Below are 23,171 nucleotides of genomic sequence, written 5' to 3'. Positions count from 1 at the left end.
GGTATCGTGACGGGATCGGGAAGCAGGCGATCGAGGAGGCCGGTACGGATAGCCGGCGAGGGTGAGCGGTGCGGGCGCTATTCGCGCGGTGCCGGGTGAGCGTCCGTTGCCTGTCCCGGGAGGATTCGAACATGGAGTTGAGACATCTCCGCTACTTCGTCGCGGTGGCCGAAGAGCGGAATTTCACGCGGGCGGCGGAACGGCTGCATATCGCGCAACCGCCGCTGAGCCGGCAGATCCAGCAGCTCGAGGAGGCGCTCGGCGTGCCGCTGTTCGAGCGCAACGCGCGGCCGCTGAAGCTGACCGATGCCGGACGCTTCTTCTATTCGCACGCGGTGCAACTGCTCGCGCAGACGACCGAACTCGAATCGATGACGAAGCGGGTCGGCAAGATCGAGCGCAGCATGTCGGTCGGTTTCGTCGGCTCGACGCTGTACGGGATGCTGCCGAAGATCATCCGGCGCTTTCGCAGCGAATATCCGGCCGTCGAGCTGAGCCTGCACGAGATGTCGACGATGGACCAGATCAAGGCGCTCAAGGAAGGGCGCATCGACGTCGGGTTCGGACGCATCCGCCATGAGGACCCGAGCGTGCGGCGCGTCGTGCTGCGCGAGGAGCGGATGATCGTCGCGCTGCCGGTCGGCCATGTGCTCGACAGCGCGAAACCGGTGCTGTCGCTGCACGATCTCGTCAACGACACGCTGATCATCTTTCCGAAGGCGCCGCGCCCGAGCTACGCGGACCAGGTGCTTGCGGCCTTTCACGATCGGGCGCTGCAACCGCGTCGGATCTACGAGACGCGCGAGTTGCAGATCGCGCTCGGCCTCGTCGCGATGGGCGAGGGCGTGTCGGTCGTGCCGCACAGCGTGTACGGGCTCAAGCGCGACGACATCAGCTACAAGCCGCTCGACGATCCGAACCTCGTGTCGCCGATCATCATGAGCATGCGCGCGCTCGACGAATCGGAGGACATCCGCGCGATGCAGGCGCTGATCTACCGGCTGTACGACGAGGCGCGGATGGAATATCTGCCGCCGCAGCCCGAATGAGCGCGCGGGCCGTAGGGGCTTGCTTGACGCTGCGCGCGCCGGCGGGCCACCATGCGCGGATTCGATGCGGCCGCCGACGCGCGGCCGCCCTCATGCAGACGATCGACACATGACCGATATCCTGACCGAGGAGACGACCGTCGAGACGCCGCAAGGGCGTCTCTTTGCGAAACGCTGGCGTGCGGGGTCGGCGCAGCCTGCGGCGCCTGGGCCGGCCGCGCCGATCGTGCTGCTGCACGATTCGCTCGGCTGCGTCGACCTGTGGCGCGACTTCCCCGCGCAGCTCGCCCGCGCGACGCAGCGCGACGTGATCGCGTACGACCGTCTCGGTTTCGGCCGTTCCGATCGGCATCCGGGCATGCTCGGCACGACGTTCGTGCGCGACGAAGCCGACCGTGCGTTCGCCGCGGTACTCGAACGGCTCGGCGTCGACGCGTTCGTCGCGTTCGGGCACAGCGTCGGCGGCGGGATGGCGGTCGGCTGTGCGGCCGCGTACCCTGAGCGGTGTCGTGCGCTCGTGACCGTCGCCGCGCAGGCGTTCGTCGAGGATCGCACGCTGGCCGGCATTCGCGACGCGGGGCGGCAGTTCGACGAGCCGGGTCAACTCGACCGGCTCGCGCGCTATCACGGCGACAAGGCCGAATGGGTGCTGCGCGCGTGGGTCGACACGTGGCTGTCGCCGGCGTTTCGCGACTGGAATCTCGACGACGACCTGCCGCGCGTGCAGTGCGCGACGCTCGCGATTCACGGCGAAGACGACGAATACGGGTCGGACGTGCATCCGAAGCGGATCGCCGCGCGCGTCGCGGGGCCGTCGTCGTTCCTGTTGCTTGCGCGCTGCGGACACCTGCCGCACCGCGAGCGGACCGACGACGTGCTGGCCGCCGTCGCGACGTGCCTGCGCGACGCGCTCGCCTGAGCGCGCTCGTCCTCGCCGGCGGGCGCCTGCCCGCCGGTGGTCAGAACGAAAGCTGGATCGCGAGATCGATCGCCAGCAGTACGATCGAAAGCCCGATGCCGAGAATCACGTTCGGCAAGCGGTGCTCGAAATCGCGATGATCCTTGCGCATCGCGGCGCCGAGCAGGAAGATCGCCTCGACGACGATCTGCAGCCCGACGAACAGCAGCATCAGCAGATACTCGTAGCCCATCTGCTTGAACGCGACGAATTGCATCCCGTGATCGCGGATCCACTGGCCGACGCGCAGCAGTTCGTAGACGAACAGCAACGCAGGGAACAGGTAACTGATGAAGTAGGTCGGCGCGGTGGCGTGCCGTAGTTCGAGGTGGAAGTGCTGATGCGTGGTAGCCATCACAACCCTCCTTGCAACGCATGATTGCGGTCGCGACGGCGGCGCGTGTCGCGTGCGAACGACGGGATTACCCGATGCGCAGTGCGCAGCCGTACGACATCAGCATACTGCCGCGCGGGAAATTTGGCATGCGAAGTGTGGGTTCGTTGTAACAATGTGTGTGCCACGCGACGCGTTGGCTGCGTCACCGTTTCGCTTCCGCGCCTTCGATGAACAGCTTCGCGACCGACTGAAACTCCCGTTTCAGCGACAGCCCCGGCACGGTCAGCCAGCGCAGCATCGCCGCGAGATACAGGTGATGGAACCAGGTCGCGAGCTGATCGGCCCGCAGCGCGGCGTTCAGTTCGCCGGCCTGCTGCCCGGCGGCGATCAGTTGCTGCCACACCCATGCGATGTCGCTGCCGTTCTCTCCCGCACGCGCCGGTTCGGCTGCGCCGACGCTCAGGAAGCGATGCCGCAGGTACGCGAGCAGGTACGCCGGATGGTGCTCGCACCAGGCGGCCGACGCGTCGAGCACGCAGCCGATGCGCGACGCAAAGGTCTTGCGCCGCGCGACGTCGTGTTGCAGATGCGCGAGATCGCGCGCGAGTTCGCCTTCGAGCCAGTGCGCGAGCACGGCTTCCTTCGTCGGAAAGTGGTTGTACAGCGTGCGTTTCGCGACATCGGCCTGCGCGGCGATCTGCTCCATCGTGACGGCATCGTAGCCGTGCGCATCGAACAGGCGCGCGCCGGTCGCGGCGAGATGCGCGAGCATCTGGATGCGTTTGCGCGCGCGGCGGCCCGGATCGTCGGTCGGAGTCGTCATGGCAGGGGATTGACTGAAAGTGTGCGGATTGCATTAGTATACGACGTGCACTTTTTTGAATCCAACCTTTTCCGCCGTGCACGAGGAGCCCCGCATGAAACTCGTCATCGCCACCTACGGCACCGAAGGCGACACGCGTCCGCTCGCGGCGCTCGGTCGCGCGCTGCTGGATGCCGGCCACGACGTCCGGCTGCTGGCCGACGCGGCGACGCTCGGCTCGGCCGCCGCGCTCGGCGTGCCGTCGGCGCCGCTGTCCGGCGATATCCGTCGCGCGATCGCGCCGGAAGGCGCGCTGGCCGATGCGGTGCGCGGGCGCGGCGGCTTCAACGATACGTCGAAGGCGCTCGCGGCGATCGCGAATGCGAACACGGCCGCATGGATGCAAGAAGTCGCGGACGCGTCGGCCGGGTGCGATGCGCTGCTCGTGTCGGGCCTCGCGTCGTTCGTCGGGCTGTCGGTCGCCGAGTATCGCCGCATACCGGCGATCGGCACGGGCATGATCCCGATCACGCCGACCGCCGAATTCGCGTCGCCGTTCCTGCCGCCGGGGAAGCTGCCGCGCTGGCTGAATCGCACGAGCCATCGGCTCGTGAATGCGCTGCTGTGGCACGCGTTCAGGAAGTCGACCAATGCGGCGCGCGCCAGCGTCTGCGGATTGCCGCCGCGCAAGCACGTGTGGACCGATCATCCGATGCTGTACGGCGTGTCGCCGGCGCTGCTGTCCAGTCCGGCCGACTGGCCGGCGAACGTGCACGCCTGCGGCCAGTGGCGGGTCGACGCGCGTGCGTGGACGCCGCCGCCCGAACTGTCGGCGTTTCTCGACGCGGGCGAGCCGCCCGTGTACATCGGGTTCGGCAGCATGGCCGGCTTCGATCGGGCGGCGCTGGCCGCCGCGCTGACGCAGGCGCTGGCCGGCCGGCGCGCGCTGTTCTATCCGGGCTGGAGCGGCATCGATGCGTCGCTGCTGCCGGCGCACGTTCGCGTGATCGGCGACACGCCGCACGACTGGCTGTTCCCGCGCGTCGCGATGGCGATGCATCACGGCGGGTCGGGCACCACGCATTCGGCGGCGCGGGCCGGCATTCCGTCGGTGGTCGTGCCGTTCGCGGGCGATCAGTTCTTCTGGGCGAACCGGCTGCAACGGCTCGGTGTCGCCGATGCGCCGGTCGCGGGGCGGCGCGTGGAGGCGGCCGCGCTGGCACGGGCGATCGCGTTTGCCGAACGCGGCGAGACGAAGGCGCGTGCGGCGGCGCTCGGCACGCGCATCGCGCAGGAGGAGGGATTGCAGCGGGCCGTCAGTGCGATCGAACGATGGGCGCGACCGCGCGCGAGGTAAGCGCGCGCCGCGGCATCAGAAATGCCCGGTGAAACGGTAGCGGCTGCCCGGGTGCCACAGATTCGCGATCGACGCGACCAGCCCCTGCGACCACGTGCGCCGATGCAGCAGCAGGCACGGCTCGCGATCGTCCATCGTCAGGTGGCGGCGCGTTTCGGCATCGGGCATCGCGGCCTCGATCCGGTATTCGACGCGCTGCAGCGGCGCGACGCGCGTCAGGTACTGGTTCGGCGTCGTCGTCGTGAAGTCCTGCAACGCGTATTCGGGCGCGCAGGCCGGATTGACCCAGCGTTCCTCGAGTTGCACGGGCGTGTCGTTCTCGAAATGCAGCACGCGCGAATGGAAGATCGGGCTGCCGGTGTCGAGCCGCAGTTCGTCGGCGAGCTTCGCATCGGCGACGGCCGCGCCGACCTGCAGCACCTGCGCGCGATAGCCGTGGCCGCGCGCGGCGACTTCGTCGGAGATGCTGCGGATCGCGACCAGCGTCGATTCGTATTTCGGTGACGCGACATACGTGCCGGAGCCGCGCGTGCGCGTGAGCACCTGTTCGGCCGTCAGCTCGCGCAGCGCGCGGTTGACGGTCATCCGCGCGACGTTGAATTCGCGCGCGAGCTCGTTCTCCGACGGCACCTGGTCGCCTTCCGCCCATTCGCCGGCATGAATGCGCGCGAGGATGAAGTCCTTGATTTCCTGATAGATCGGTGTGGTCATGGGATCACGATTTCTGGGTCGGCGGCGGGCCGCCGCCGAATGCCGATCCGGCGCGCGCCCGGCGCCGAGTGTACCGGTTTCGCGGGCGCGCCGGCCCGGATTCCCCGAATGATCCCTGTTCGGCCGGCGCGCGTCCATGCGGGATTGCACAGAGCGGCCGGCCTGCGACGGCTCGCTTGCGGTCAGAACCGATGCCGGATGCCGACCGTCGCGACCACCTGCGTGCGGGTCGACGAAGCCGCGACGCCCGTGACGTTCGCGAACCCGAGCGTCGCGCCCGACGGCACGCCGAACTGGTGCTGATACACGGTTTCCGCATACACGTCGGTGCGCTTGCTCAGCGCGTAGTCGGCCATCAGCGTCACCTGGTGCCACTTCGGCCGGTGGCTGCCGGTGGCGTCGTCGTAACGGCCGTCGGTGAACGTATAGGCACCCGCGAACGAGACCGCCGGCGTCAGCGCATAGCGCGCGTTGATCTCGTAGTTGTCGAAGCGCAGCGCGTTCAGCGCGCCGGGCAGCGACGACGCGGCCGTTTCGTCGAACATCGCGTGCGTCCACATCGCGCCGATCGTCAGCCGGTCGAACGCATAGCTGCCGCCGGCGCCCATCACGCGCTGCCGGACGGCCGGGAAGTTCGGCGCGTCGTTGGTCGACAGTGCGCCGCCGGCCGTCAGCCCGCCGCGATTGAGCTGCAGGTACGCGGCGCCGACGCTGACCGGCCCGTTCGCATACGACACGCCGGCGCTGTATGCGCGGTTGTTCGCGAAGCCGCCGGCCGCGTTGCCGAACCCGTACAGGCCGCCGAACTGCCAGCCCGCGAGTGTCGGACTCGTGTATTTCACCGCGTTGTCGATGTAGAACGAATCGTCGAGGTTGTCGTTGTCGAACGGATGCGACGCGAGGTTGTTGCCGTCGCCGTTGTTCGCCATCGCGAGCGGGCCGAGATAGTCGACCACGGCGTCGTACTGGCGGCCGAGCGTCAGCGCGCCGTATCGATCGCTCTGCAGGCCGACGTACGCGCGGCGACCGAACAGCGTGTTTCGATAGGACTGCGTGCCGTTGTTCAGGTTGAAGCCGCTTTCGAGCCGGAACAGCGCATGCAGGCCGCCGCCGAGATCCTCGTTGCCGCTCAGCCCGAAGACCGTATTCGACAGCAGGCCGCTGCCTTGCTGCCACGCGCTTTTGCCCGACTGGTTGTTCGTATAGGCGATACCGGCATCCAGCATCCCGTAGAGCGTGACGCTGCTTTGCGCATGCGCGACGGCGCCGAAGCATGCGAGCGAGAGGGTACCGACGACTGCTTTTTTCATTGCGTGTGTTTCCTGGAAAGGCCCGTTGCGACGGGAACGGCGATCCGCCGCGCGGATCCGTGCGGACCCGTGCGTGCGAATCGATGAAAAAGGGGGCGTGCGTGACGCGTGTCACGCGCGGCGGGGACGAACGCCGCTAGTGCTGCAACAGGCGGATCGCGCCGAACTCGGCGGCCGGCAGCAGGCGCAGGATCGACAGGATCGCGGGCGACGCCTGTGACCGTGCGACTTCGAGTTCGATGCACGCGCGCCCGGTGCGGCGGTCGAGCGCGGCCGTGTAGCAGTTCAGTGCGGCGCCGACGGCCTGATGCAAGCGACGCCGCACGACCGCGAGGTTGTCCGATTCGACGCGGATCGACAGCAGCACGAGTGTGTCCGCGGGAGCGCGACGCCGCGAGCGAGCGGGCGGCAGATGGCGTGAAGCAGTGGATTCGGTTCTGGTCGGTTTCATGGGCTCATCCCCGGTCGCGGCGCGCGCTGCACGGCGGAGATCTCGTTCTCGACATGGCGCCCATTCTAGAAATCGCCGCGGCGAGACGGTGTATAGACTCGCCGCGCGTCTGCAAAGGATGCGTAAACGCGCTGCGCTGGCGACCGAAGGCGGAAAGGGCAGGATGAGCCGGCGGCGGCCACGCCGTCGTTGGACGAACGTCAGGCCGGTTCGGAAAACACGGTGCGGCGGCCGACAAAGTCTAGACAGGTGCCGGGCCCTGCCCGGCTGCCGCCGTACGCCGCAAGAAAGCCTCCATTCAGCCCCGCGTAATCCATAATTAATTGAAAATTAAGGAAAATCCTGTCGACGCTCCTAATCCGCCGACAATTAGAGATAAACACGGATTGCTGACCCTATCCTGGAAAAGGCAAAGTTGTATGTACAACTTGGAACATCGCCGGAACACGCGATTACCCGGTTGGAAGGATTCACGGCGGGCAGCCCGACCGGAATCCGCCCCAGTCCGCCTCTGACAGGAACGCCATGAAGAAACTCGCGCTCAGTATTGCCCTCGCCTGCCTCGCGGTCGGTGCCCACGCCAAGGATTGGTCAACGATCCGTTTCGGCGTCGACGCCAGCTACCCGCCGTTCGAATCGAAGGATGCAAGCGGCAAGGTCGTCGGCTTCGACGTCGACCTCGGCAACGAGATCTGCGCCCGCCTGAAGGCGAAATGCGTGTGGATCGAGAACGATTTCGACGGGATGATCCCGGCGCTGAAGGCGAAGAAGTTCGACGGCGTGCTGTCGTCGATGTCGATGACGCCGGCGCGCGCCGAGCAGATCGCGTTCTCCGACAAGCTGTTCAACACGCCGACGCGCCTCGTCGCGAAGAAGGGCGCGAACCTGCAGCCGACGGCCGAATCGCTGAAGGGCAAGTCGGTCGGCGTCGAGCAGGGCACCATCCAGGAAACCTACGCGAAGGCGTACTGGGCGCCGAAGGGCGTGCAGGTCGTGCCTTACCAGAACCAGGACGGCGTGTACCAGGACCTGATGTCGGGCCGCCTCGACGCGGCGCTGCAGGACGCGGTGCAGGCCGACATCGGCTTCCTGAAGACGCCGCGCGGTGCGAACTTCCAGTTCGCCGGCGGCGACATCGACGATCCGAAGACGCTCGGCAACGGCGCCGGCATCGGCCTGCGCAAGGACGACGCCGACCTGAAGGCGAAGATCGACCACGCGATCGCCGACATCATCAAGGACGGCACCTACAAGAAGCTCGAGAAGAAGTACTTCGCGTTCGACGTCTACGGCGGCTGACCGCGCGGGCGGCGCGCATCGATGGCGGCGCGCCGCCTGCGTTGCCGGATGCCGCACCGTGCGCGGGCCGCGTCCGGCTTGATGAGCAGGCTGCATCACGTCGTGCGCAGAACTCGTTTGCTGCGCGCTTAATGGCTATTGACAATCCAGCCACCTCGTTCTGGGTTCCTCATATGATCTTCCAAGGATTTGGCCCGCTGCTGTGGGCCGGCACGGTCGAGACCGTGAAGCTCGCGGTGCTGTCGCTCGCCGCGTCGCTGATACTGGGCCTCGCGGGCGCGGCCGCGAAACTGTCGGCCAACCGCGTGCTCAAGTCGGTCGGCACGTTCTATACGACGCTGATCCGCGCGGTGCCCGATCTCGTGCTGATGCTGCTGCTGTTCTACGGGATCCAGATCCTGCTGAACGACGTGACCGACCTGCTCGGCTGGGACCAGATCGACATCGACCCGTTCGTGGCTGGCGTCGTGACGCTCGGCTTCATCTACGGCGCGTACTTCACCGAGACGTTCCGCGGCGCGTTCCTCGCGGTGCCGCGCGGCCAGCTCGAAGCCGGCTTCGCGTACGGGATGAGCGGCTGGCGCGTGTTTCACCGCATCCTGTTCCCGCAGATGATGCGCTTCGCGCTGCCGGGCATCGGCAACAACTGGCAGGTGCTCGTGAAGGCGACCGCGCTCGTGTCGATCATCGGCCTCGCCGACGTCGTCAAGGCGTCGCAGGACGCCGGCAAGAGCACGCTCGATTTCTTCTTCTTCACGCTGGCTGCGGGCGCGATCTACCTCGCGATCACGACGGTGTCGAACGTCGTGCTGCATCACCTCGAGAAGCGTTATTCCGTCGGTGTCCGGAGGCTCGCACTGTGATCGAACTCGTCAGCCAGTACTGGCAAAACTATCTCTATTCCGACGGCTACCGCTTCAGCGGCCTCGCGATCACGCTGTGGCTGCTGGTCGTGTCGATCGCGTTCGGTTTCGCGCTCGCCGTGCCGCTCGCGATCGCGCGGGCGTCGTCGAACCGCTGGATCTCGGGCCCCGTGTGGCTCTATACGTACGTGTTCCGCGGCACGCCGCTCTACGTGCAGCTGCTGATGTGCTACACGGGCATCTACAGCCTGCAGGTCGTGCACGACCACGTGCTGCTCGACACGTTCTTCCGCAACGCGATGAACTGCACGCTGCTCGCATTCGTGCTGAACGAATGCGCGTATGCGACGGAGATCTTCGCGGGCGCGATCAAGGCGACGTCGTCCGGCGAGATCGAAGCCGGGATGGCCTACGGGATGTCGCGCTTCAAGCTCTATACGCGCATCATCCTGCCGTCCGCGCTGCGCCGCTCGCTGCCGAGCTACAGCAACGAAGTGATCCTGATGCTGCATGCGACGACGCTCGCGTTCACCGCGACCGTGCCCGACATCCTGAAGGTCACGCGCGACGTCAATTCGGCGACCTACATGTCGTTCCAGGCCTACGGCATCGCAGCCGTGCTGTACGCCGTCGTCGTGTTCGCGCTCATCTGGGCGTTCCGCAAGCTCGAGACGCGCTGGCTCGCGTACCTCGCGCCGCGCAGCCATTAACGCATCCGCAAGATCCGCAACGAAGGACCCAGCATGTACAAGCTTACCGTTGACAACCTGCACAAGAAATTCGGCGACAACGAGGTGTTGAAGGGCGTGTCGATGAAGGCGAAGGCCGGCGACGTGATCAGCATCATCGGCTCGAGCGGCTCCGGCAAGAGCACGTTCCTGCGCTGCATCAACTTCCTCGAACAGCCGTGCTCGGGGCAGATCACGATCGGCAGCGAGCCGATCCAGACCACGCGCGACCGCAACGGGTCGCTGCGCGTGGCCGACCAGAAGCAGTTGCAGCGGATGCGCACGAAGCTGTCGATGGTGTTCCAGCACTTCAACCTGTGGGCGCACATGACGGTGCTCGAGAACGTGATCGAGGCGCCGATGGCCGTGCTCGGGGTCGGCAAGGACGAAGCGATCGCGCGGGCGCGCAAGTATCTGGAGAAAGTCGGCCTCGCGCCGCGCGTCGAGGGCATGTATCCGTCGCATCTGTCGGGCGGCCAGCAGCAGCGCGTCGCGATCGCGCGCGCACTCGCGATGGAGCCGGAAGTGATGCTGTTCGACGAGCCGACGTCGGCGCTCGATCCGGAACTGGTGGGCGAAGTGCTGAAGGTGATGCAGAAGCTCGCCGAGGAAGGGCGCACGATGGTCGTCGTCACGCACGAGATGGGCTTCGCGCGCAACGTGTCGAACCACGTGATCTTCCTGCATCAGGGGAAGATCGAGGAGGAGGGCGATCCGCAGCAGATCCTCGTGAATCCGAAGAGCGAGCGGCTCGGGCAGTTTCTGTCGGGGCGGTTGAAGTAATAAACGCGTCTGCCGGTTGCATCGCAACGCCCGTGAAGCCGCGCAGGCTTCACGGGCGTTCACGCGAGTAACGCCAACTATTGCGCGAGCGCGTCCGTCAACGGCCGCTGCGCGACCTGGACGAGAGTGTCGCGGCCCGCACTCGGGCTCGACCATTGCAGATGCATGCTGGCCGGCCCGCTCGCATGCACGTACTCGACGCGGATCGGCACGTTCCGCTTCTGCGACAGGTGGATGCGGCCCTTCGCGGTCGCGAGTCCCGGCTGCTCCTTGTCGATCACCTTGCGGCCGTCGATCCACACGCGCGCGACGTTGTCGCTCGTCACGCTGAACGTGTAGTTGTCGGCCTTCGGAATGTCGAGCGCGCCGGTCCAGCGGATCGCATAGTTCGTCGCATTCATCCCCTTCGACGCATCGGGCGAATCGGTGCCGCGCTCGGTGTTCAGGTCGAAATCGACCAGCGGCGTGATCGACGAGAACACCGGCGTCGTGAACGTCGTGTCGTTGTAGTACGTCGCGTTCAGCACGCGCAGCCGCGAGCTGAACGCGCTCGCGAGCGCCTGCACCTCGGCCGTGCTCCACGGGTGACCGTCGGGGTAGAGCGTGCCCTGGAACGGCGTCGCCGGCTCGACGGTCGCCGGGGCGGACGCCGTCTGCCCCCAGTGGAAGCGCGTATTCGTGCGGCCGATCATCAACTCCCACACGAGGAAGCCCGTCTTGCCGCCGTAGGTGGATGCGATGCCGGCCATCGTCTGGCCTGCCTGGCCGCCCGGCCAGCCGCGCTGCAGCGTTTCCGAATTCAGGCTGTCGAGCAGGCTCGGCGGCAGCGAGTAGTCGGGCGTCGTCGCGTTGAGCGCGTACGGGTGGAACGCATGGAAGTCGGAGAAGTAATCGCCTTCCGGCTCCTGCACGTTCGGCGAATTGATCGGCTGCGTCGCGCCCGCGTTCAGGATCGCGATGCGCGCGTCGTTCATCATCAGCGCGCGCGTCGGCTGCAGCGCGCCGTTGCCGCTGCAGCCGGGCTCGTTCATCGGCTCCCAGTACAGGATGCGCGGGTCGTTGCGGTGCGCGGACACGAAATCGGCGATGTAGTGCTGCAGGTCCTGCTTGTAGGTGGTCGACGCGCTGGCCGCGATCGGCTGCAGGTACTGCTGCTCGACCGACTGCCCGGGCGACTGCACCCAGCGGCTGTTGTGCACGCCGAAGATCGGCGCGGGCTGCGGGCCGTACGCGGGATCGACGTGCCAGCAATCGTCGTAGAAGATCGGCGCGACCTTCAGCCCGTGGCGCGCGGCGATCTCAAGCAGGCTGTCGAACTTCGCGAGGAACGCGTCGCGATCGTTGACCCAGTTCAGGTAGTGCAGGTACACGGTGATCGTGTTCATCCCGTACGTCTGCGCGTAGTCGAGCTCGCGGTCGACGATCGCCGGATCGTAGTGCTGCCAGAAATCGATCGCGTTGACGGCATTCCACGGGTTGTACACGGCGCCCACCACGCGCGAGAAGTCGTAGGTTTTCGGCGCGACGTCCGGATGGCGGCTCACGGTCACGTTGCTGAACGCGACGCTCGCGCCGAAGCGGCGCAGCCCGAACGCGCCCGCGCGCAGCGCGGTCGTCAGGCCGCTCGTCGCGTCGTTGATGCTGATCACCTGCGCGCCGTCGACATACACGTCGATCGCGTTGTTGCGCGTGACGACCTTCAGGTGATGCGTGCTGCCCGGCACGACCGCGGGCGCCGGGTAGTCGATGAAGTCGGTCCAGTTGTTCTGCTCGCGGCCGACCTGCACCACGTGGCGCACCGCGTCGAGCCCGATGTAGTAGCCCGTCAGCGCATCGGTGCCGACCGACGGGTTCGTCACGTGCACGATGAAGCCCGCATTCGCGGTATTCGCGCCGGGCGCGGGCGCGCCGATCGTCACGTCCGCTTCGTACGACGCGTGGCCGTACGCCGGATGCTGCGCGTTGGTGACGAGCTTCGCGCCGTCCGTGCTCGTGCCGTCGATCCGGATCGTGTTCGTGCCGCCGCTCCTCCACGCCGGACCGTACGTATCGAAATCGGCGAGCGTCAGCGTTTGCGTGTCGGTCGCGACGGGCGGTGGCGGCGGCGCATACGGCGGCACGCCGCGCGACGACACGCGCAGCGCGGGCGTTGGCCCCGGCAGGCCGAGCGTGACCAGCTGGTTCGGGAAATGCGACGGGCCGCCGTGACCCATGTTCATGAAATCGCTGGATGCGGCGGCGTTGGCCGTGGCCGCACCGTCGCTGGACGCGGCATCGACGGACGCATGCGCGGCAAGCGCGGATGCCGACGGGGCGGACGAATCATCGCCGCCGCACGAGGCGAGCAAGACGAAGACCGCGAGCGCGGCGGGCTTGAGACGAGACGTGATAGTCATTCTGGACTCCGGATCAATTGGGAGAAGCGGACGACTGGTGACTCGATGCGATGAAGCGGTGCCCGGACGGCAAGCGTCGCGGCACGGTGCGCGTGTGATGTGCGGACGGCACGGAGCGGGCCGCGCGGCGGGTTCGCGCGCGGTCGCTTCCGGTCACCGTCTCGTCGTGTTGTTCTGTCGTGGCCCGGGGTTCTGCCCGATGCCGACGCAAGTATAGAAATGACGGAGAAATATTACTAATAATTTAGTGATGGTGTTTACCCTCGAATGGGCGGCAACACGGAGGGCAAGCGGGGGGCGACAGGGCGTGCAAGCACGCACGGGCGGCGAATGTGCCGCCCGCGTCGCAGGGGGGTGTCGGAAGGAGGAAGGGGCGCGCCTACGCGCTCGCCGATTGCGCGGCCGTCTCGACGGTCCGCACCGACCCGCGCTCGACGAGCGGCCCGTCGAGCTTGATCGCGCGGCGGCGCACGGGCATGCCGACCGCACGGTTCTGTTCTTCCTGCAGCAGGATCTCGACCGCCCAACGGCCCAGCTCGTAGTTCGGCAGCACGATCGTCGACAGCGGCGGGTGCGTATGCCGCGCGATTTCCTGGTCGTCGTAGCCGAGCACCGAGATGTCGTCGGGCACGCGCATGCCGAGATGCTTGACGGCCTCGATCGCGCCGATCGCCATCAGGTCGTTCGCGCAGAAGATCGCGGTGGGCGGGTTCGGCTCGCGCAGCAGCGACAGCGTCTGCTCGAAGCCGGTGTCGGAGCCCCAGTCGCCGTCGCGCACGAGTTCCGGCGCGAACGGGATGTCGGCCGTGGCCAGCGCGGTGCGATAGCCCTTCAGCCGGTCCTTCGCGGCGTCCTGCCACGGCTCGCCGTTGACGTAGCCGATGCGCCGGTGGCCCGCGCGCAGCAGGTATTCGGTCGCCGCATGGCCGCCCGCGACTTCGGCCGGCACGATCGACGACAGCCCGCTGTCCGTCGTGTAGCAGTTGAGCAGCACGGCCGGCACGCGCAGCAGCTCGGCCGGCAGCGCGACCTTGCGCGTATAGACGGTCGCATAGACGACGCCGAGCAGGTTCGGCATCGCGAGCACCGATTCGAGCACCTGGCGCTCGATGTCGACGTTGCCGTGCGTCGAGTACACGGCGAGCAGCTTGCCGTTGGCATACGCCGCGTCGCGCGCGCCGTCGATGTTGACGACCGGGTGCGGGCTCGTCGAGATTTCGTCGGCCAGATAGACGATCAGGTCGCGCTCGCCGCCGTGCGTCATCGTCACTTCGCGCGGCAGGAACCGGTAGCCGAGCTCGTGCGCGATCTTCAGCACTTTTTCGCGCGTGGCGTCCGAGAACTTGGTGCCCGCCGCGTTGTTCAGCACGAGGGAGACGGTGGATTGCGACACGCCGGCAAGCTTGGCGATGTCGGTCATCGTGGGGCGACGTTGAGTAGAGCGTTTCACGGTAGGAGCGCGGTCCGGCCTCGGCAGGGTGGGCAAATAAAGTCGGTGATGAACAGCGGGTCGGATCAATCTGACCCGACGGTAACATCGGCCATTCGGGCCGGCAATCAAGCTTTACGCGTGTTCCGCCGGATGCGTGGATGTCCGGATAATAATATCAACAAATATTATTGACCACGCGGGCGGCGCCGTGCCATCCTTGGCCGCACATGCCCGCGGCCGGATGCTGCATGCCGGCGACGGGGTCGTCAGCTTCATCCCGGGATGATCGATGCCGATGGGAATGCCCCGCCATACCGACCTGATCGAACTCGCCAGCGGGTCGACCCGCGTCCGCGTCGCGCCGCTGGCCGGCGGCTCGATCGCCGCGTACTACGACGAAGCGCCGGACGGCCCGCAGCACTGGTTTCGCCCGACCACCGACGCGGCGCTCGCGAGCGGCGATCCGCTGCGCTTCGCGAGCTTCCCGCTGTTTCCGTACTGCAACCGCATCCGCGACGCGAAGTTCGAATTCGACGGCCGCACGATCGACCTGTCCGGCCCGGACGATGCGTATCGTCACGCGCTGCACGGGCACGGCTGGCTGCGTCCGTGGCAGGTCGAGCAGCGCGACGAAACGCAGGTCGACCTGCGCTTCGAACATCGCCCCGACACGGGCCGCGCGGGCGACTGGCCGTTCCATTACGAGGCGCGCCAGTCGATCCGGCTCGACGGCCCCGTGCTGTCGATCACGCTGTCCGCGCGCAACCTCGGCGCACAGCCGATGCCGTTCGGCATGGGCCATCACCCGTATTACCTGCGCACGCCGCACACCGTCGTGAAGGCGCACGTCGACGCGATGTGGCATGCCGATGCGGACGTGCTGCCTACCCACGTCGGCGATCACCCGGCCGTCGCCGCGCTGCGCGGCGGGATGCCGGTCGATGCATTCGAACTCGACAACAATTTCGTCGGCTGGTCGCGCGAAGCCGCGGTGATCTGGCCGGAGCGCGGCCGGCAACTGGTGCTGCAGGCCGAGCAGCCGTTCGACCAGCTCGTCGTGTACGCGCCGTCGGGCGCCGACGCGCTGTGCGTCGAGCCCGTCACGAACACGACGGACAGCTTCAATGCAACGGAACCCGCGTCGCTCGTCGGCGGCTGCGTGCTGGCGCCGGGCGAGTCGCTGCAGGCGACGTTGCGGTGGACGCCGGGCCCCGCCTGACGGGTTCGGCGATACGGGATTATCCTGAGTCGGGCAGGCGATAATATCGAGTAATAATATTAATTCGTGACGCCGATGCCGTCCGCAGGCGACGGGGCGCGGGCCGATCACGCCATCACAACATTTGGAGACGATGATGCCGAGCCGTGCAAAGCTGCAACGTATCGTGGTGACGATGGGTGTGACGCTCGGATGCGTCGCGATCGCGCATGCGCAGGACAATGCGCAGAAGGTCGGTGCGAGTTCCGCGCAGACCTGCACGAATCCGAAGCCGGGCGGCGTGAAGCTGACCGATCTCGTCGTCGGCTTCTCGCAGTCCGAGAACGAACAGAACCCGTTCCGCGCGACCGAAACCGCGTCGGTACGCGCCGCCGCGAAGGCGGCCGGCGTCAAGCGCCTGCTGTATACGAATGCGAACGCGAACCAGGCGAAGCAGGTCGCGGATATCGAAAGCATGATCAACCAGGGCGCACAGGCGCTGATCGTCGCGCCGAACGATTCGACCGGCCTGCAGCCCGCGCTCGCGCAGGCGCGCGCAAAGGGCATTCCGGTCGTCACGATCGACCGCCAGACGGCCGGCACGCCGTGCCAGGATTTCATCACGTTCCTCGGCTCCGACTTCTTCCGGCAGGGGCAGCGCGCCGCGCAGGCGCTCGCCGATGCGACGGGCGGCAAAGCCGTGATCGCCGAGATCCAGGGCGGCTACGGCAATACCGTCGAGAGCCAGCGCACCGACGGCTTCGCCGACGGCCTGAAGAAATTCCCGAACATGAAGATCGTCGCGTCGCAAACCGCGAACTGGTCGGCCACCGAAGCGCAGAAGGTGATGGAGCAGGTATTGCTCGCGCATCCGGACGTGAACGCCATCTACGCGCAGGCCGACACGATGGCGCTCGGCGCGATGACCGCGTTGCGGCAGGCCGGCAAGCAGCGCGGCGTGACGGTCGTGTCGATCGACGGCACCAAGGACTTCGTCACCGCGATCGCGAACGGTTCGGCCGCGGCGAGCGTCGAGACGAACCCGCGCTTCGGCCCGCTCGCGTTCAAGTCGCTCGAAGCATGGTTCGCCGGCAAGCCGGTCGCGCAGAAGCAGATCATGGATGACGCGCTGTACGACAAGGCGAACGCGAAGCATTCGCTCGAAGCGAACCTCGTCTACTGATCGGCCGGCAAACGCTCGGCAATCGCTCAACCGCTGCTCAACCGCTGCTCAACCGCTCAACCGCGAACGCGAGGCGCGCGATGGACGCAACGCTTCCCGCCGGACCCGGCGCCGACTCGGGCGCCCACGGCCAACCCGTCGTGCTCGAAACGCACGGCGTCGGCAAGACGTTCGGCGTCGTGCGCGCGCTGAACGGCGTGTCGCTGTCGCTGCGCGCGGGCGAGGTGCACGGGCTGATGGGCGAGAACGGCGCCGGCAAGTCGACGCTGATCAAGATCCTCACCGGCTTTCACCAGCCCGATGCGGGCGAGATCCGCGTCGACGGCGTGCCCGTGTCGTTCGACAGCCCGCGTGCCGCGCAGCGCGCGGGCATCTGCGCGGTCTACCAGGAAATCAACCTGATTCCCGAACGCAGCGTGGCCGAGAACATCTTCCTCGGTCACGAGCCGCGTCGCTTCGGCCCGTGGATCGACCGCCGCGCGATGCGGGCGCGCACCCGCGAGATCGTCGAGCGTTACGGGCTCGACGTCGATCCGGCCGACAAGGTCGGCTCGCTCGGGCTCGGCCAGCAGCAGATGGTGTCGATCGCACGCGGCGTGTCGCTCGGCGCGCGCGTGCTGATTCTCGACGAGCCGACTTCCGCGTTGAGCGGTGCGGAAGTCGAGGTGCTGTTCGGCGTCGTCGAGCAGTTGCGCGCGACCGGCATCGCGATCGTGCTGGTGAGCCATCGGCTGTCGGAGTGCTACCGGATGTGCGACCGGCTCACCGTGCTGCGCGACGGCGCGGTGGTGCGCAGCGAGTCGCCGGACCGGCTGCCGCGCATGGCGCTGATTGCGGCGATGCTCGGCCGCGAAGTCGGTGCGCACGGCCCGCGCGAACAGGCGGAGACGGTGGCCGCCGACACGACGCGGGAGCCCGCGCTCGCCGTCGACGGGCTGCGCTGGGGCACGCGTTTGCGCGACGTGTCGTTCCGCGTCGCGCCGAAGGAGATCGTCGGGCTCGCGGGTTTGCTCGGCGCGGGCCGCACCGAAACGTTCAAGGCCGTATTCGGCGCGCAGCAGCCGGACGGCGGCGCGGTGCGCGTCGGCGGCAGGGCGCTCGACGGCGCCGACCCGGCGCGCGCGATTCGCGCGGGGCTCGCGTTCCTGTCCGAGGATCGCCGCTCGGAAGGCATTTTCTCGAAGCTGTCGGTGCGCGAGAACATCGTCGTGTGTGTGCTGCCGCGCATCGCCCGGTTCGGCTTCATCTCCGTGCGCAAGCAGGAGGCGCTCGTCGAGCGCTACATCCGCGAGCTGGGCATCAAGACGTCGCATGCGGGCGCGCCGATCTCGACGCTGTCCGGCGGCAACCAGCAGAAGGCGCTGATCGCGCGCTGCCTGTCGACCGAGCCGTCGGTGCTGCTGCTCGACGACCCGACGCGCGGCATCGACGTCGGCGCGAAGGCCGAAGTGCACGATCTCGTCAAACGGCTCGCCGACGACGGGCTCGCGGTGGTCGCGACGTCGTCGGAGATGGAAGAACTGCTCGAGCTGGCCGACCGGCTCGTGATCCTGCATGAAGGCGCGACGAGCGGCGAACTGCCGACGCGCGGCGCGAGCCCCGACGACGTGACCGCGCTGCTCGCGAACCAGACCTGACGCCCCGCACATCGACCCGAGGACGAGGACAGCGTGAATCTTGCCAACCTGATGAGCGAACCCGATGAAGCCCGCCGCCCGTCGCGCCGCTCGCTGTTCGCGCAGGCGCGCGACCACAGCGTGTATCTCGCGTTCGTCGCGCTCGCCGTCTTCAACCTGATCGTCACGCCCGGCTTCTCGAATCCGCTCGCCGCGCGCAGCCTGCTGTTCCAGGCCGCGCCGATCGTGCTGATCGCGCTCGGGCAGAACCTCGCGATCGCCACGCGCGGGATCGACCTGTCGGTCGGCTCGGTGATGGCGCTGTCCAGCGCGATCATCGCGGTGTGCCTGCCGTACGGCACCGGCGCGGCGTTCGCGGCGGCCATTGCGATCGGGCTCGCGGTCGGCCTGTTCAACGGCGGGCTCGTCGCGCGGCTCGGCATCGATCCGCTGATTTCCGGGCTCGCGTTGCTGGTCGCCGCGCGCGGGCTGGCGCAGGCGTTGCTCGGCGGCTCGCGCGTGAGCCTGCCGCCGTCCGATGCGTTCGACTTCGTCGGCATCGGCACGTGGTTCGGGCTGCCGGTCGTGATGCTGATCGCGCTCGTGTGCGCGGCCGTCGTGTTCTTCGTCGTACGCAACACGACCTTCGGGCGCTACACGATTCTCGTCGGCGCGAGCCGCGACGCCGCGCATCTGGCCGGCGTGCCGGTGCGGCGCACGCTGCTGGCGGTCTATGCGGCGAGCGGGGCGCTGGCCGGGCTGGCGGGCCTGTTCGCCACCGCGCGGCTCGGCGCAGGCGATCCGAACTATGTTGGCGTGAACTTCGAACTCGATGCGATCGCCGCGTCGGTGATCGGCGGCACGCCGCTGTCCGGCGGGCGCGTGTCGATCGTCGGCACCGTGTTCGGCGTGCTGCTCCTGCAACTGCTCGATGCCAGCTTCATCATGAACAACATCAGCTACACGTATGCGCAGATCCTGAAGGCCGCGTTCATCCTCGGCGCGTTGTACCTGCAACGCTCGGGAGCCTGACATGTCGACCGCGCCGATGACTCCGCACACCGCACAGGATGCCGGCCGCGCGCGTCGCGCGCAGTTCGTCCGGCTCGTGCAGGCGCGCGGTGCGATCGCGATCCTCGTGCTCGTGTGCCTGATCGCCGGCCGCGTGTTTCCGCATTTCCTGAGTGCGCCGAACCTGCTCGATATCGTCGCGGCCGCCGCGTTTGTCGCGCTGATCACGATCGGGCAGAGCTTCGTGATCATCCTCGGCGGGTTCGACCTGTCGGTCGGCTCGCTCGTCGGGCTCGGCACCGTGATCGCCGCGTATGCGGCGCCGTACGGCTGGGGCGCCGCGCTGGCCGCGCCGGTGTGCGTCGGGCTGATCGTCGGGCTCATGAACGGCTGGCTGATCGCCCGCGCGCGGATGGCGCCGTTCATCGTCACGCTCGCCGCATTGCTCGGCTTGAAAGGGCTGTCGCTCGTGCTCGCGAGCCAGGACATGCTGATCGCGAACCCCGGCTTCTTCGCGACGATCGCGAACGGCTCGCTGTTCGGCGTCGGCCATCTCGTATGGATCGTGCTCGTCGCGTATCTCGTCGCCGCGTTCGTGCTGAATCACACGCGCTACGGCGCGGGCGTGTTCGCGATCGGCGGCAACGAGGAGGCGGCGCGCATGCTCGGCGTGAACGTCGAGGGGCTCAAGGTCGTCACGTACGGGCTGAGCGGGGCGCTGGCGGGGCTGGCCGGCGCGCTGCTCGCGTCGCGGCTCGATTCGGGGCTGCCGGGCGCCGGCAACAGCTACGAGCTGCAATCGATCGCGGCGGCGGTGATCGGCGGCGTGCTGCTGACGGGCGGCGTCGGCACGCTGTTCGGCCCGCTCGCGGGCGTGCTGCTGCTCGGCGTGATCGAGAACGTGATCAACCAGGTCGGCACGTTGAGCCCGTACTACCAGAACCTCGCGAGCGGCGCGTTCCTGCTGCTCGCGGTGATCGCGCAGACGCTGCTGACCGGCAAGCGGCGCAAGCGCTGACGCGCACGGTGTCGTGCCGCCGCAAACTGGAACGCTTAATGCTTGTCTCGCGTGATCCTTTCGATGAAGGAGCACCGCGATGAGCACGCCGACCACCACCGCTTTTTCCCACGTGAAGCCGCAGGACACCGCCTTTCAAGGCGAGGGCCTGCGCGACTTCTTCCTGTACCGCGATCTCGGTATCGCCGCCGCGACGAACGGCAAGGTCGTCGCGCAACTCGTCAGGGCCAATCATGCACCGGAGGCGGGCACCGGCTGGCACCGTCACGAGGCCGAGTTCCATATCGTGATCATGCTGAAGGGCTGGGCGCGCTTCATGTACGGCGAACAGGAAACGCTGGTGGCGGCGGGCGACTGCGTGCACCAGGCGCCGGGGATCGTCCACTACCTGTTCGATTACTCGCCGGACATGGAGTACCTGGAGATCGTCGGGCCTGCCGACTTCAAATCGATCGATGTCGACGGGCCGTGCGCGGTGCCGGAGCCGACGCCGTGGGGCGAGGTCGGTGCGTAGCCGGTCGAGTGGGTGTGCGTTCTAGACGAACCGCCTGCATTCAGGCGGTTAATGAGATGGTCACCCCCACCCTACACGCGGGTTACGCTGTAGGGTGTTTTCTTTTCTGGAGAGGCCATCATGCATGACGTAACGCTGGTTGGGATCGATCTGGGCAAACATTCGTTTCATCTTCACGGGCAGGATCGGCACGGCAAAGCCGTGTTCCGCAAGAAGGTGAACCGCAAGCAGCTAATCGAGTTTTTCGCCAAGTTTCACCCCTGCACCGTGGTCATGGAGGCCTGCGCCGGAGCACATTACATGGCGCGCCAATTGGCGGGCTGGGGCCATCAGGTCAAACTGATCTCGCCACAGTTCGTGCGGCCCTTCGTCAAGAGTAACAAAAACGACTTCGTGGACGCCGAAGCGATCTGCGAGGCAGCCTCACGCCCATCTATGCGATTTGTGATGCCGAAGACGGAGTCGCAGCAGATTTTGTCAGCTTTGCACCGCGTGCGTGATTCTCTGGTGCGGGATCGAGTGAAGACGGCCAACCAATTACACGGGTTCCTGCTCGAATTCGGCATCAGCCTGCCAGTCGGGCAAGCCGTGATCAAGCGATTGCCGGCTGTGCTGGCCGAGCATGCGCTGCCGCCCCGGCTAGTGGCGATCCTCGAGCGCTTGCACGGCCATTTCAAGTACCTGAGTGAGCAGATCAGTGAGATTGACGCCGAGATGGCTCGGCAACTAGCCGACGATGAGCTGGGGCAATGCCTCTTGAGCATTCCTTGCGTTGGCCCGATTACGGCAAGCGTGCTGGCCGCGGAAATGGGCGACGGCAAGCAATACGGCTGCAGTCGCGACTTTGCCGCATCGGTCGGGCTCGTGCCACGCCAGTACAGCACGGGCGGCAAAAGCAATCTGCTGGGCATCAGCAAACGCGGGGACAAGAATATCCGGCGGCTACTGGTGCAGTGCGCCCGAGTCTACATGCAGCAACTGGAACGGCAAAGCGGCCGGCTTGCCGATTGGGTCCGGACCATGCTGGCGCGTCGGCACTCAAACGTTGTGGCTTGCGCGCTGGCAAATAAGCTGGCTCGTACGGCATGGGCACTTGTTACCAGCCGTACCACCTTCGATGCGCGGTCGGCAGGTATGCCGGCCTGATTAACCGACTTCGGCTTGTTGCTGTAAGAATCACCCACCTGGTTTTGCGAACGCTGAAATTTGATGACGTGAACGGCACACCGGCCTGACCGAGAACCTGTCATAAAAATTGGCTTCTGAAGCCGCGCGGTTTTTTAGGACGGTCAGGCGCGACTCTCATCGTGGCGCGGAGAGCAATCCCCACAACGACGCCGGATAGATTTAGGCAAGCCATACACGGCATCGAAGATCGGTGTTGCAAAAAAGGGGGTGACCATAGATTTTTATTGGTCGGCGCGATTTACGCGCACTGCTTTTCGCTTCGACACATTCCTTCGAATTCCAAACGATCGAGAAGCTGAAGAACCAGAAAGAAAAGAAAGACATTCGTCAGCTTCGATCGTCGACAGGCGATGCGATGTCAAAGATCGTCAATTGCCCGCAGGGGCGGTGCACGGCGTGTCGACGCCCGGCGTTAAGGAGGTACCAGCCGGATCACCGGCTGACTATCCGGGAGAGTTTCACCATGAACCGCATCGCGAAGATCCTGACGGCCACCGCACTGGCTTGCGCCGTGCTCGTGCCGGCACTGGCCGAAGCGCATTCGCACCGCGTGTGCCACTTCGATCATCACCATCACCGCGTGTGCCGCTGGGCGCGGTAACCGTCGCTGTCGCCGGGGATGTCCCGGACGCTTTCGTCATTCAGGCAAATCAGGAGAGGATCATGAAAAAAACGATGTTGATCGCCGCGCTGGTCGCCGGCATGGGTGTGTCGATCGGTGCGTTCGCGCAGGTTCCGGCCAGCGCGCCGGCCGGCACGACCGGGCTGTGCAAGGACGGCTCGTTCTACTCGGGCGTGTCGAAGAAGGGCGCATGTGCGGGCCACAAGGGCGTGAAGACGTGGTACGGCGCATCGGGCGCTGCCGCGGCGAGCGCACCGGCCGCGGCCCCGGCTACGGCGGCTTCCGCCGCGCCGGCATCGGGCGCCGCAGGCGCGAAGAGCGCCGCCACGACGGCCGCGGCGCCGG

General features: G+C 67.0%; 23 protein-coding genes. 16 read left to right on the top strand and 7 right to left on the bottom strand.

The genetic code is table 11. The annotated features are described in order from the left end of the window. Positions 1 to 131 precede the first annotated feature (131 nt). Together MMB92_RS01345 and MMB92_RS01340 are read left to right on the top strand one after the other, a co-directional pair. Entirely contained in the window at positions 132 to 1,049 is a 918-nt protein-coding gene (locus tag MMB92_RS01345) for a LysR family transcriptional regulator (RefSeq protein ID WP_006482538.1), read from the top strand. Between the two features lie 109 nt (positions 1,050 to 1,158). Further along, positions 1,159 to 1,968, top strand: a complete 810-nt coding sequence (locus MMB92_RS01340; protein WP_226245113.1) for an alpha/beta hydrolase — start codon at positions 1,159 to 1,161, stop codon at positions 1,966 to 1,968. A 40-nt stretch (positions 1,969 to 2,008) separates the two neighbouring features. On the opposite strand, the gene MMB92_RS01335 is transcribed toward MMB92_RS01340, so the two are convergent. After that, entirely contained in the window at positions 2,009 to 2,362 is a 354-nt protein-coding gene (locus tag MMB92_RS01335) for a hypothetical protein (protein ID WP_006482519.1), read from the bottom strand. A gap of 184 nt (positions 2,363 to 2,546) precedes the next feature. Then, the gene (locus tag MMB92_RS01330) at positions 2,547 to 3,167 is read right to left on the bottom strand and encodes a TetR/AcrR family transcriptional regulator (RefSeq protein WP_226245114.1); all 621 of its coding nucleotides are present in this window, start codon (positions 3,165 to 3,167) and stop codon (positions 2,547 to 2,549) included. Positions 3,168 to 3,261: 94 nt separating this feature from the next. Here MMB92_RS01330 and MMB92_RS01325 point away from each other — a divergent pair, with 94 nt between their 5' ends. Further along, complete coding sequence (locus tag MMB92_RS01325; protein WP_226245115.1) at positions 3,262 to 4,503, top strand: glycosyltransferase; 1,242 nt, start codon at positions 3,262 to 3,264, stop codon at positions 4,501 to 4,503. 15 nt (positions 4,504 to 4,518) lie between these two features. Here MMB92_RS01325 and hutC read toward each other — a convergent pair whose 3' ends face one another. The 3 genes from hutC to MMB92_RS01310 form a co-directional block, all read right to left on the bottom strand. Further along, positions 4,519 to 5,214, bottom strand: a complete 696-nt coding sequence (gene hutC / locus MMB92_RS01320) for a histidine utilization repressor (RefSeq protein ID WP_006482530.1) — start codon at positions 5,212 to 5,214, stop codon at positions 4,519 to 4,521. Between the two features lie 182 nt (positions 5,215 to 5,396). After that, positions 5,397 to 6,524 (bottom strand): porin, encoded by a 1,128-nt coding sequence (locus MMB92_RS01315; protein ID WP_163125956.1) that lies wholly within the window; start codon positions 6,522 to 6,524, stop codon positions 5,397 to 5,399. A 136-nt stretch (positions 6,525 to 6,660) separates the two neighbouring features. Further along, positions 6,661 to 6,975 carry a hypothetical protein gene (locus MMB92_RS01310; RefSeq protein ID WP_006496057.1) on the bottom strand — a complete coding sequence of 105 codons (315 nt, stop codon included), beginning with the start codon at positions 6,973 to 6,975 and terminating at the stop codon, positions 6,661 to 6,663. A 525-nt stretch (positions 6,976 to 7,500) separates the two neighbouring features. Here MMB92_RS01310 and MMB92_RS01305 point away from each other — a divergent pair. The 4 genes from MMB92_RS01305 to MMB92_RS01290 all read left to right on the top strand — a co-directional run bounded on the left by MMB92_RS01305 (position 7,501) and on the right by MMB92_RS01290 (position 10,648). Next, positions 7,501 to 8,274: an ABC transporter substrate-binding protein gene (locus tag MMB92_RS01305; RefSeq protein ID WP_006482536.1), complete on the top strand. Its 774-nt coding sequence runs from the start codon at positions 7,501 to 7,503 to the stop codon at positions 8,272 to 8,274. A gap of 173 nt (positions 8,275 to 8,447) precedes the next feature. Beyond that, positions 8,448 to 9,137, top strand: coding sequence for an ABC transporter permease (locus MMB92_RS01300; protein ID WP_006482533.1), 690 nt, complete (start codon positions 8,448 to 8,450; stop codon positions 9,135 to 9,137). Further along, on the top strand, positions 9,134 to 9,847 hold the full coding sequence (locus MMB92_RS01295) for an ABC transporter permease (RefSeq protein ID WP_006482521.1): 714 nt from the start codon (positions 9,134 to 9,136) through the stop codon (positions 9,845 to 9,847). The genes MMB92_RS01300 and MMB92_RS01295 overlap by 4 nt, the downstream gene beginning before the upstream one ends. A 33-nt stretch (positions 9,848 to 9,880) precedes the next feature. After that, the gene (locus MMB92_RS01290) at positions 9,881 to 10,648 is read left to right on the top strand and encodes an ATP-binding cassette domain-containing protein (RefSeq protein WP_006482526.1); all 768 of its coding nucleotides are present in this window, start codon (positions 9,881 to 9,883) and stop codon (positions 10,646 to 10,648) included. A gap of 77 nt (positions 10,649 to 10,725) precedes the next feature. Here MMB92_RS01290 and MMB92_RS01285 read toward each other — a convergent pair whose 3' ends face one another. Together MMB92_RS01285 and MMB92_RS01280 are read right to left on the bottom strand one after the other, a co-directional pair. Continuing rightward, positions 10,726 to 13,044 carry a PA14 domain-containing protein gene (locus MMB92_RS01285; protein ID WP_226245116.1) on the bottom strand — a complete coding sequence of 773 codons (2,319 nt, stop codon included), beginning with the start codon at positions 13,042 to 13,044 and terminating at the stop codon, positions 10,726 to 10,728. Between the two features lie 379 nt (positions 13,045 to 13,423). After that, entirely contained in the window at positions 13,424 to 14,464 is a 1,041-nt protein-coding gene (locus MMB92_RS01280) for a LacI family DNA-binding transcriptional regulator (RefSeq protein ID WP_006496055.1), read from the bottom strand. Positions 14,465 to 14,777: 313 nt separating this feature from the next. Between MMB92_RS01280 and MMB92_RS01275 the strand changes: the two genes are divergently transcribed. The 9 genes from MMB92_RS01275 to MMB92_RS01235 form a co-directional block, all read left to right on the top strand. After that, positions 14,778 to 15,695 carry an aldose 1-epimerase gene (locus tag MMB92_RS01275; RefSeq protein WP_059722512.1) on the top strand — a complete coding sequence of 306 codons (918 nt, stop codon included), beginning with the start codon at positions 14,778 to 14,780 and terminating at the stop codon, positions 15,693 to 15,695. Between the two features lie 133 nt (positions 15,696 to 15,828). Next, a complete protein-coding gene (locus tag MMB92_RS01270; protein ID WP_080465556.1) occupies positions 15,829 to 16,857 on the top strand; it encodes an ABC transporter substrate-binding protein in 1,029 nt (342 codons plus the stop codon). A gap of 80 nt (positions 16,858 to 16,937) precedes the next feature. Next, positions 16,938 to 18,494, top strand: coding sequence for a sugar ABC transporter ATP-binding protein (locus MMB92_RS01265; protein WP_006493773.1), 1,557 nt, complete (start codon positions 16,938 to 16,940; stop codon positions 18,492 to 18,494). Positions 18,495 to 18,527: 33 nt separating this feature from the next. Further along, positions 18,528 to 19,505 (top strand): ABC transporter permease, encoded by a 978-nt coding sequence (locus MMB92_RS01260; RefSeq protein WP_006488625.1) that lies wholly within the window; start codon positions 18,528 to 18,530, stop codon positions 19,503 to 19,505. Positions 19,506 to 19,521: 16 nt separating this feature from the next. Continuing rightward, on the top strand, positions 19,522 to 20,502 hold the full coding sequence (locus MMB92_RS01255; protein ID WP_226245117.1) for an ABC transporter permease: 981 nt from the start codon (positions 19,522 to 19,524) through the stop codon (positions 20,500 to 20,502). A gap of 79 nt (positions 20,503 to 20,581) precedes the next feature. Continuing rightward, positions 20,582 to 21,016: a cupin domain-containing protein gene (locus MMB92_RS01250; protein WP_006488629.1), complete on the top strand. Its 435-nt coding sequence runs from the start codon at positions 20,582 to 20,584 to the stop codon at positions 21,014 to 21,016. A 120-nt stretch (positions 21,017 to 21,136) separates the two neighbouring features. Continuing rightward, complete coding sequence (locus MMB92_RS01245) at positions 21,137 to 22,162, top strand: IS110-like element ISBcen1 family transposase (RefSeq protein WP_226245118.1); 1,026 nt, start codon at positions 21,137 to 21,139, stop codon at positions 22,160 to 22,162. Between the two features lie 505 nt (positions 22,163 to 22,667). Next, entirely contained in the window at positions 22,668 to 22,805 is a 138-nt protein-coding gene (locus MMB92_RS01240) for an HHHH-motif protein (RefSeq protein WP_166677911.1), read from the top strand. Positions 22,806 to 22,867: 62 nt separating this feature from the next. Then, positions 22,868 to 23,171: hypothetical protein (locus tag MMB92_RS01235; protein WP_277562471.1), on the top strand; the 304-nt coding region annotated here is incomplete at its 3' end.

This window comes from Burkholderia sp. IO2, from assembly GCF_029522185.1.
GTDB lineage: Bacteria > Pseudomonadota > Gammaproteobacteria > Burkholderiales > Burkholderiaceae > Burkholderia > Burkholderia cenocepacia.
The sequence above is the reverse complement of the archived record's forward strand: the minus strand, read 5'-3'. Positions and strand labels throughout refer to the sequence as shown.

What these genes read in the sequence shown, in the direction of transcription:
- MMB92_RS01345 (WP_006482538.1), top strand. Translation starts at nt 132, where the DNA reads ATGGAGTTGAGACATCTCCGCTACTTCGTCGCGGTGGCCGAAGAGCGG.
- MMB92_RS01340 (WP_226245113.1), top strand. Translation starts at nt 1,159, where the DNA reads ATGACCGATATCCTGACCGAGGAGACGACCGTCGAGACGCCGCAAGGG.
- MMB92_RS01335 (WP_006482519.1), bottom strand. Translation starts at nt 2,362, where the DNA reads ATGGCTACCACGCATCAGCACTTCCACCTCGAACTACGGCACGCCACC.
- MMB92_RS01330 (WP_226245114.1), bottom strand. Translation starts at nt 3,167, where the DNA reads ATGACGACTCCGACCGACGATCCGGGCCGCCGCGCGCGCAAACGCATC.
- MMB92_RS01325 (WP_226245115.1), top strand. Translation starts at nt 3,262, where the DNA reads ATGAAACTCGTCATCGCCACCTACGGCACCGAAGGCGACACGCGTCCG.
- hutC (WP_006482530.1), bottom strand. Translation starts at nt 5,214, where the DNA reads ATGACCACACCGATCTATCAGGAAATCAAGGACTTCATCCTCGCGCGC.
- MMB92_RS01315 (WP_163125956.1), bottom strand. Translation starts at nt 6,524, where the DNA reads ATGAAAAAAGCAGTCGTCGGTACCCTCTCGCTCGCATGCTTCGGCGCC.
- MMB92_RS01310 (WP_006496057.1), bottom strand. Translation starts at nt 6,975, where the DNA reads ATGAAACCGACCAGAACCGAATCCACTGCTTCACGCCATCTGCCGCCC.
- MMB92_RS01305 (WP_006482536.1), top strand. Translation starts at nt 7,501, where the DNA reads ATGAAGAAACTCGCGCTCAGTATTGCCCTCGCCTGCCTCGCGGTCGGT.
- MMB92_RS01300 (WP_006482533.1), top strand. Translation starts at nt 8,448, where the DNA reads ATGATCTTCCAAGGATTTGGCCCGCTGCTGTGGGCCGGCACGGTCGAG.
- MMB92_RS01290 (WP_006482526.1), top strand. Translation starts at nt 9,881, where the DNA reads ATGTACAAGCTTACCGTTGACAACCTGCACAAGAAATTCGGCGACAAC.
- MMB92_RS01285 (WP_226245116.1), bottom strand. Translation starts at nt 13,044, where the DNA reads ATGACTATCACGTCTCGTCTCAAGCCCGCCGCGCTCGCGGTCTTCGTC.
- MMB92_RS01280 (WP_006496055.1), bottom strand. Translation starts at nt 14,464, where the DNA reads ATGACCGACATCGCCAAGCTTGCCGGCGTGTCGCAATCCACCGTCTCC.
- MMB92_RS01275 (WP_059722512.1), top strand. Translation starts at nt 14,778, where the DNA reads ATGCCCCGCCATACCGACCTGATCGAACTCGCCAGCGGGTCGACCCGC.
- MMB92_RS01270 (WP_080465556.1), top strand. Translation starts at nt 15,829, where the DNA reads ATGATGCCGAGCCGTGCAAAGCTGCAACGTATCGTGGTGACGATGGGT.
- MMB92_RS01265 (WP_006493773.1), top strand. Translation starts at nt 16,938, where the DNA reads ATGGACGCAACGCTTCCCGCCGGACCCGGCGCCGACTCGGGCGCCCAC.
- MMB92_RS01255 (WP_226245117.1), top strand. Translation starts at nt 19,522, where the DNA reads ATGACTCCGCACACCGCACAGGATGCCGGCCGCGCGCGTCGCGCGCAG.
- MMB92_RS01250 (WP_006488629.1), top strand. Translation starts at nt 20,582, where the DNA reads ATGAGCACGCCGACCACCACCGCTTTTTCCCACGTGAAGCCGCAGGAC.
- MMB92_RS01245 (WP_226245118.1), top strand. Translation starts at nt 21,137, where the DNA reads ATGCATGACGTAACGCTGGTTGGGATCGATCTGGGCAAACATTCGTTT.
- MMB92_RS01240 (WP_166677911.1), top strand. Translation starts at nt 22,668, where the DNA reads ATGAACCGCATCGCGAAGATCCTGACGGCCACCGCACTGGCTTGCGCC.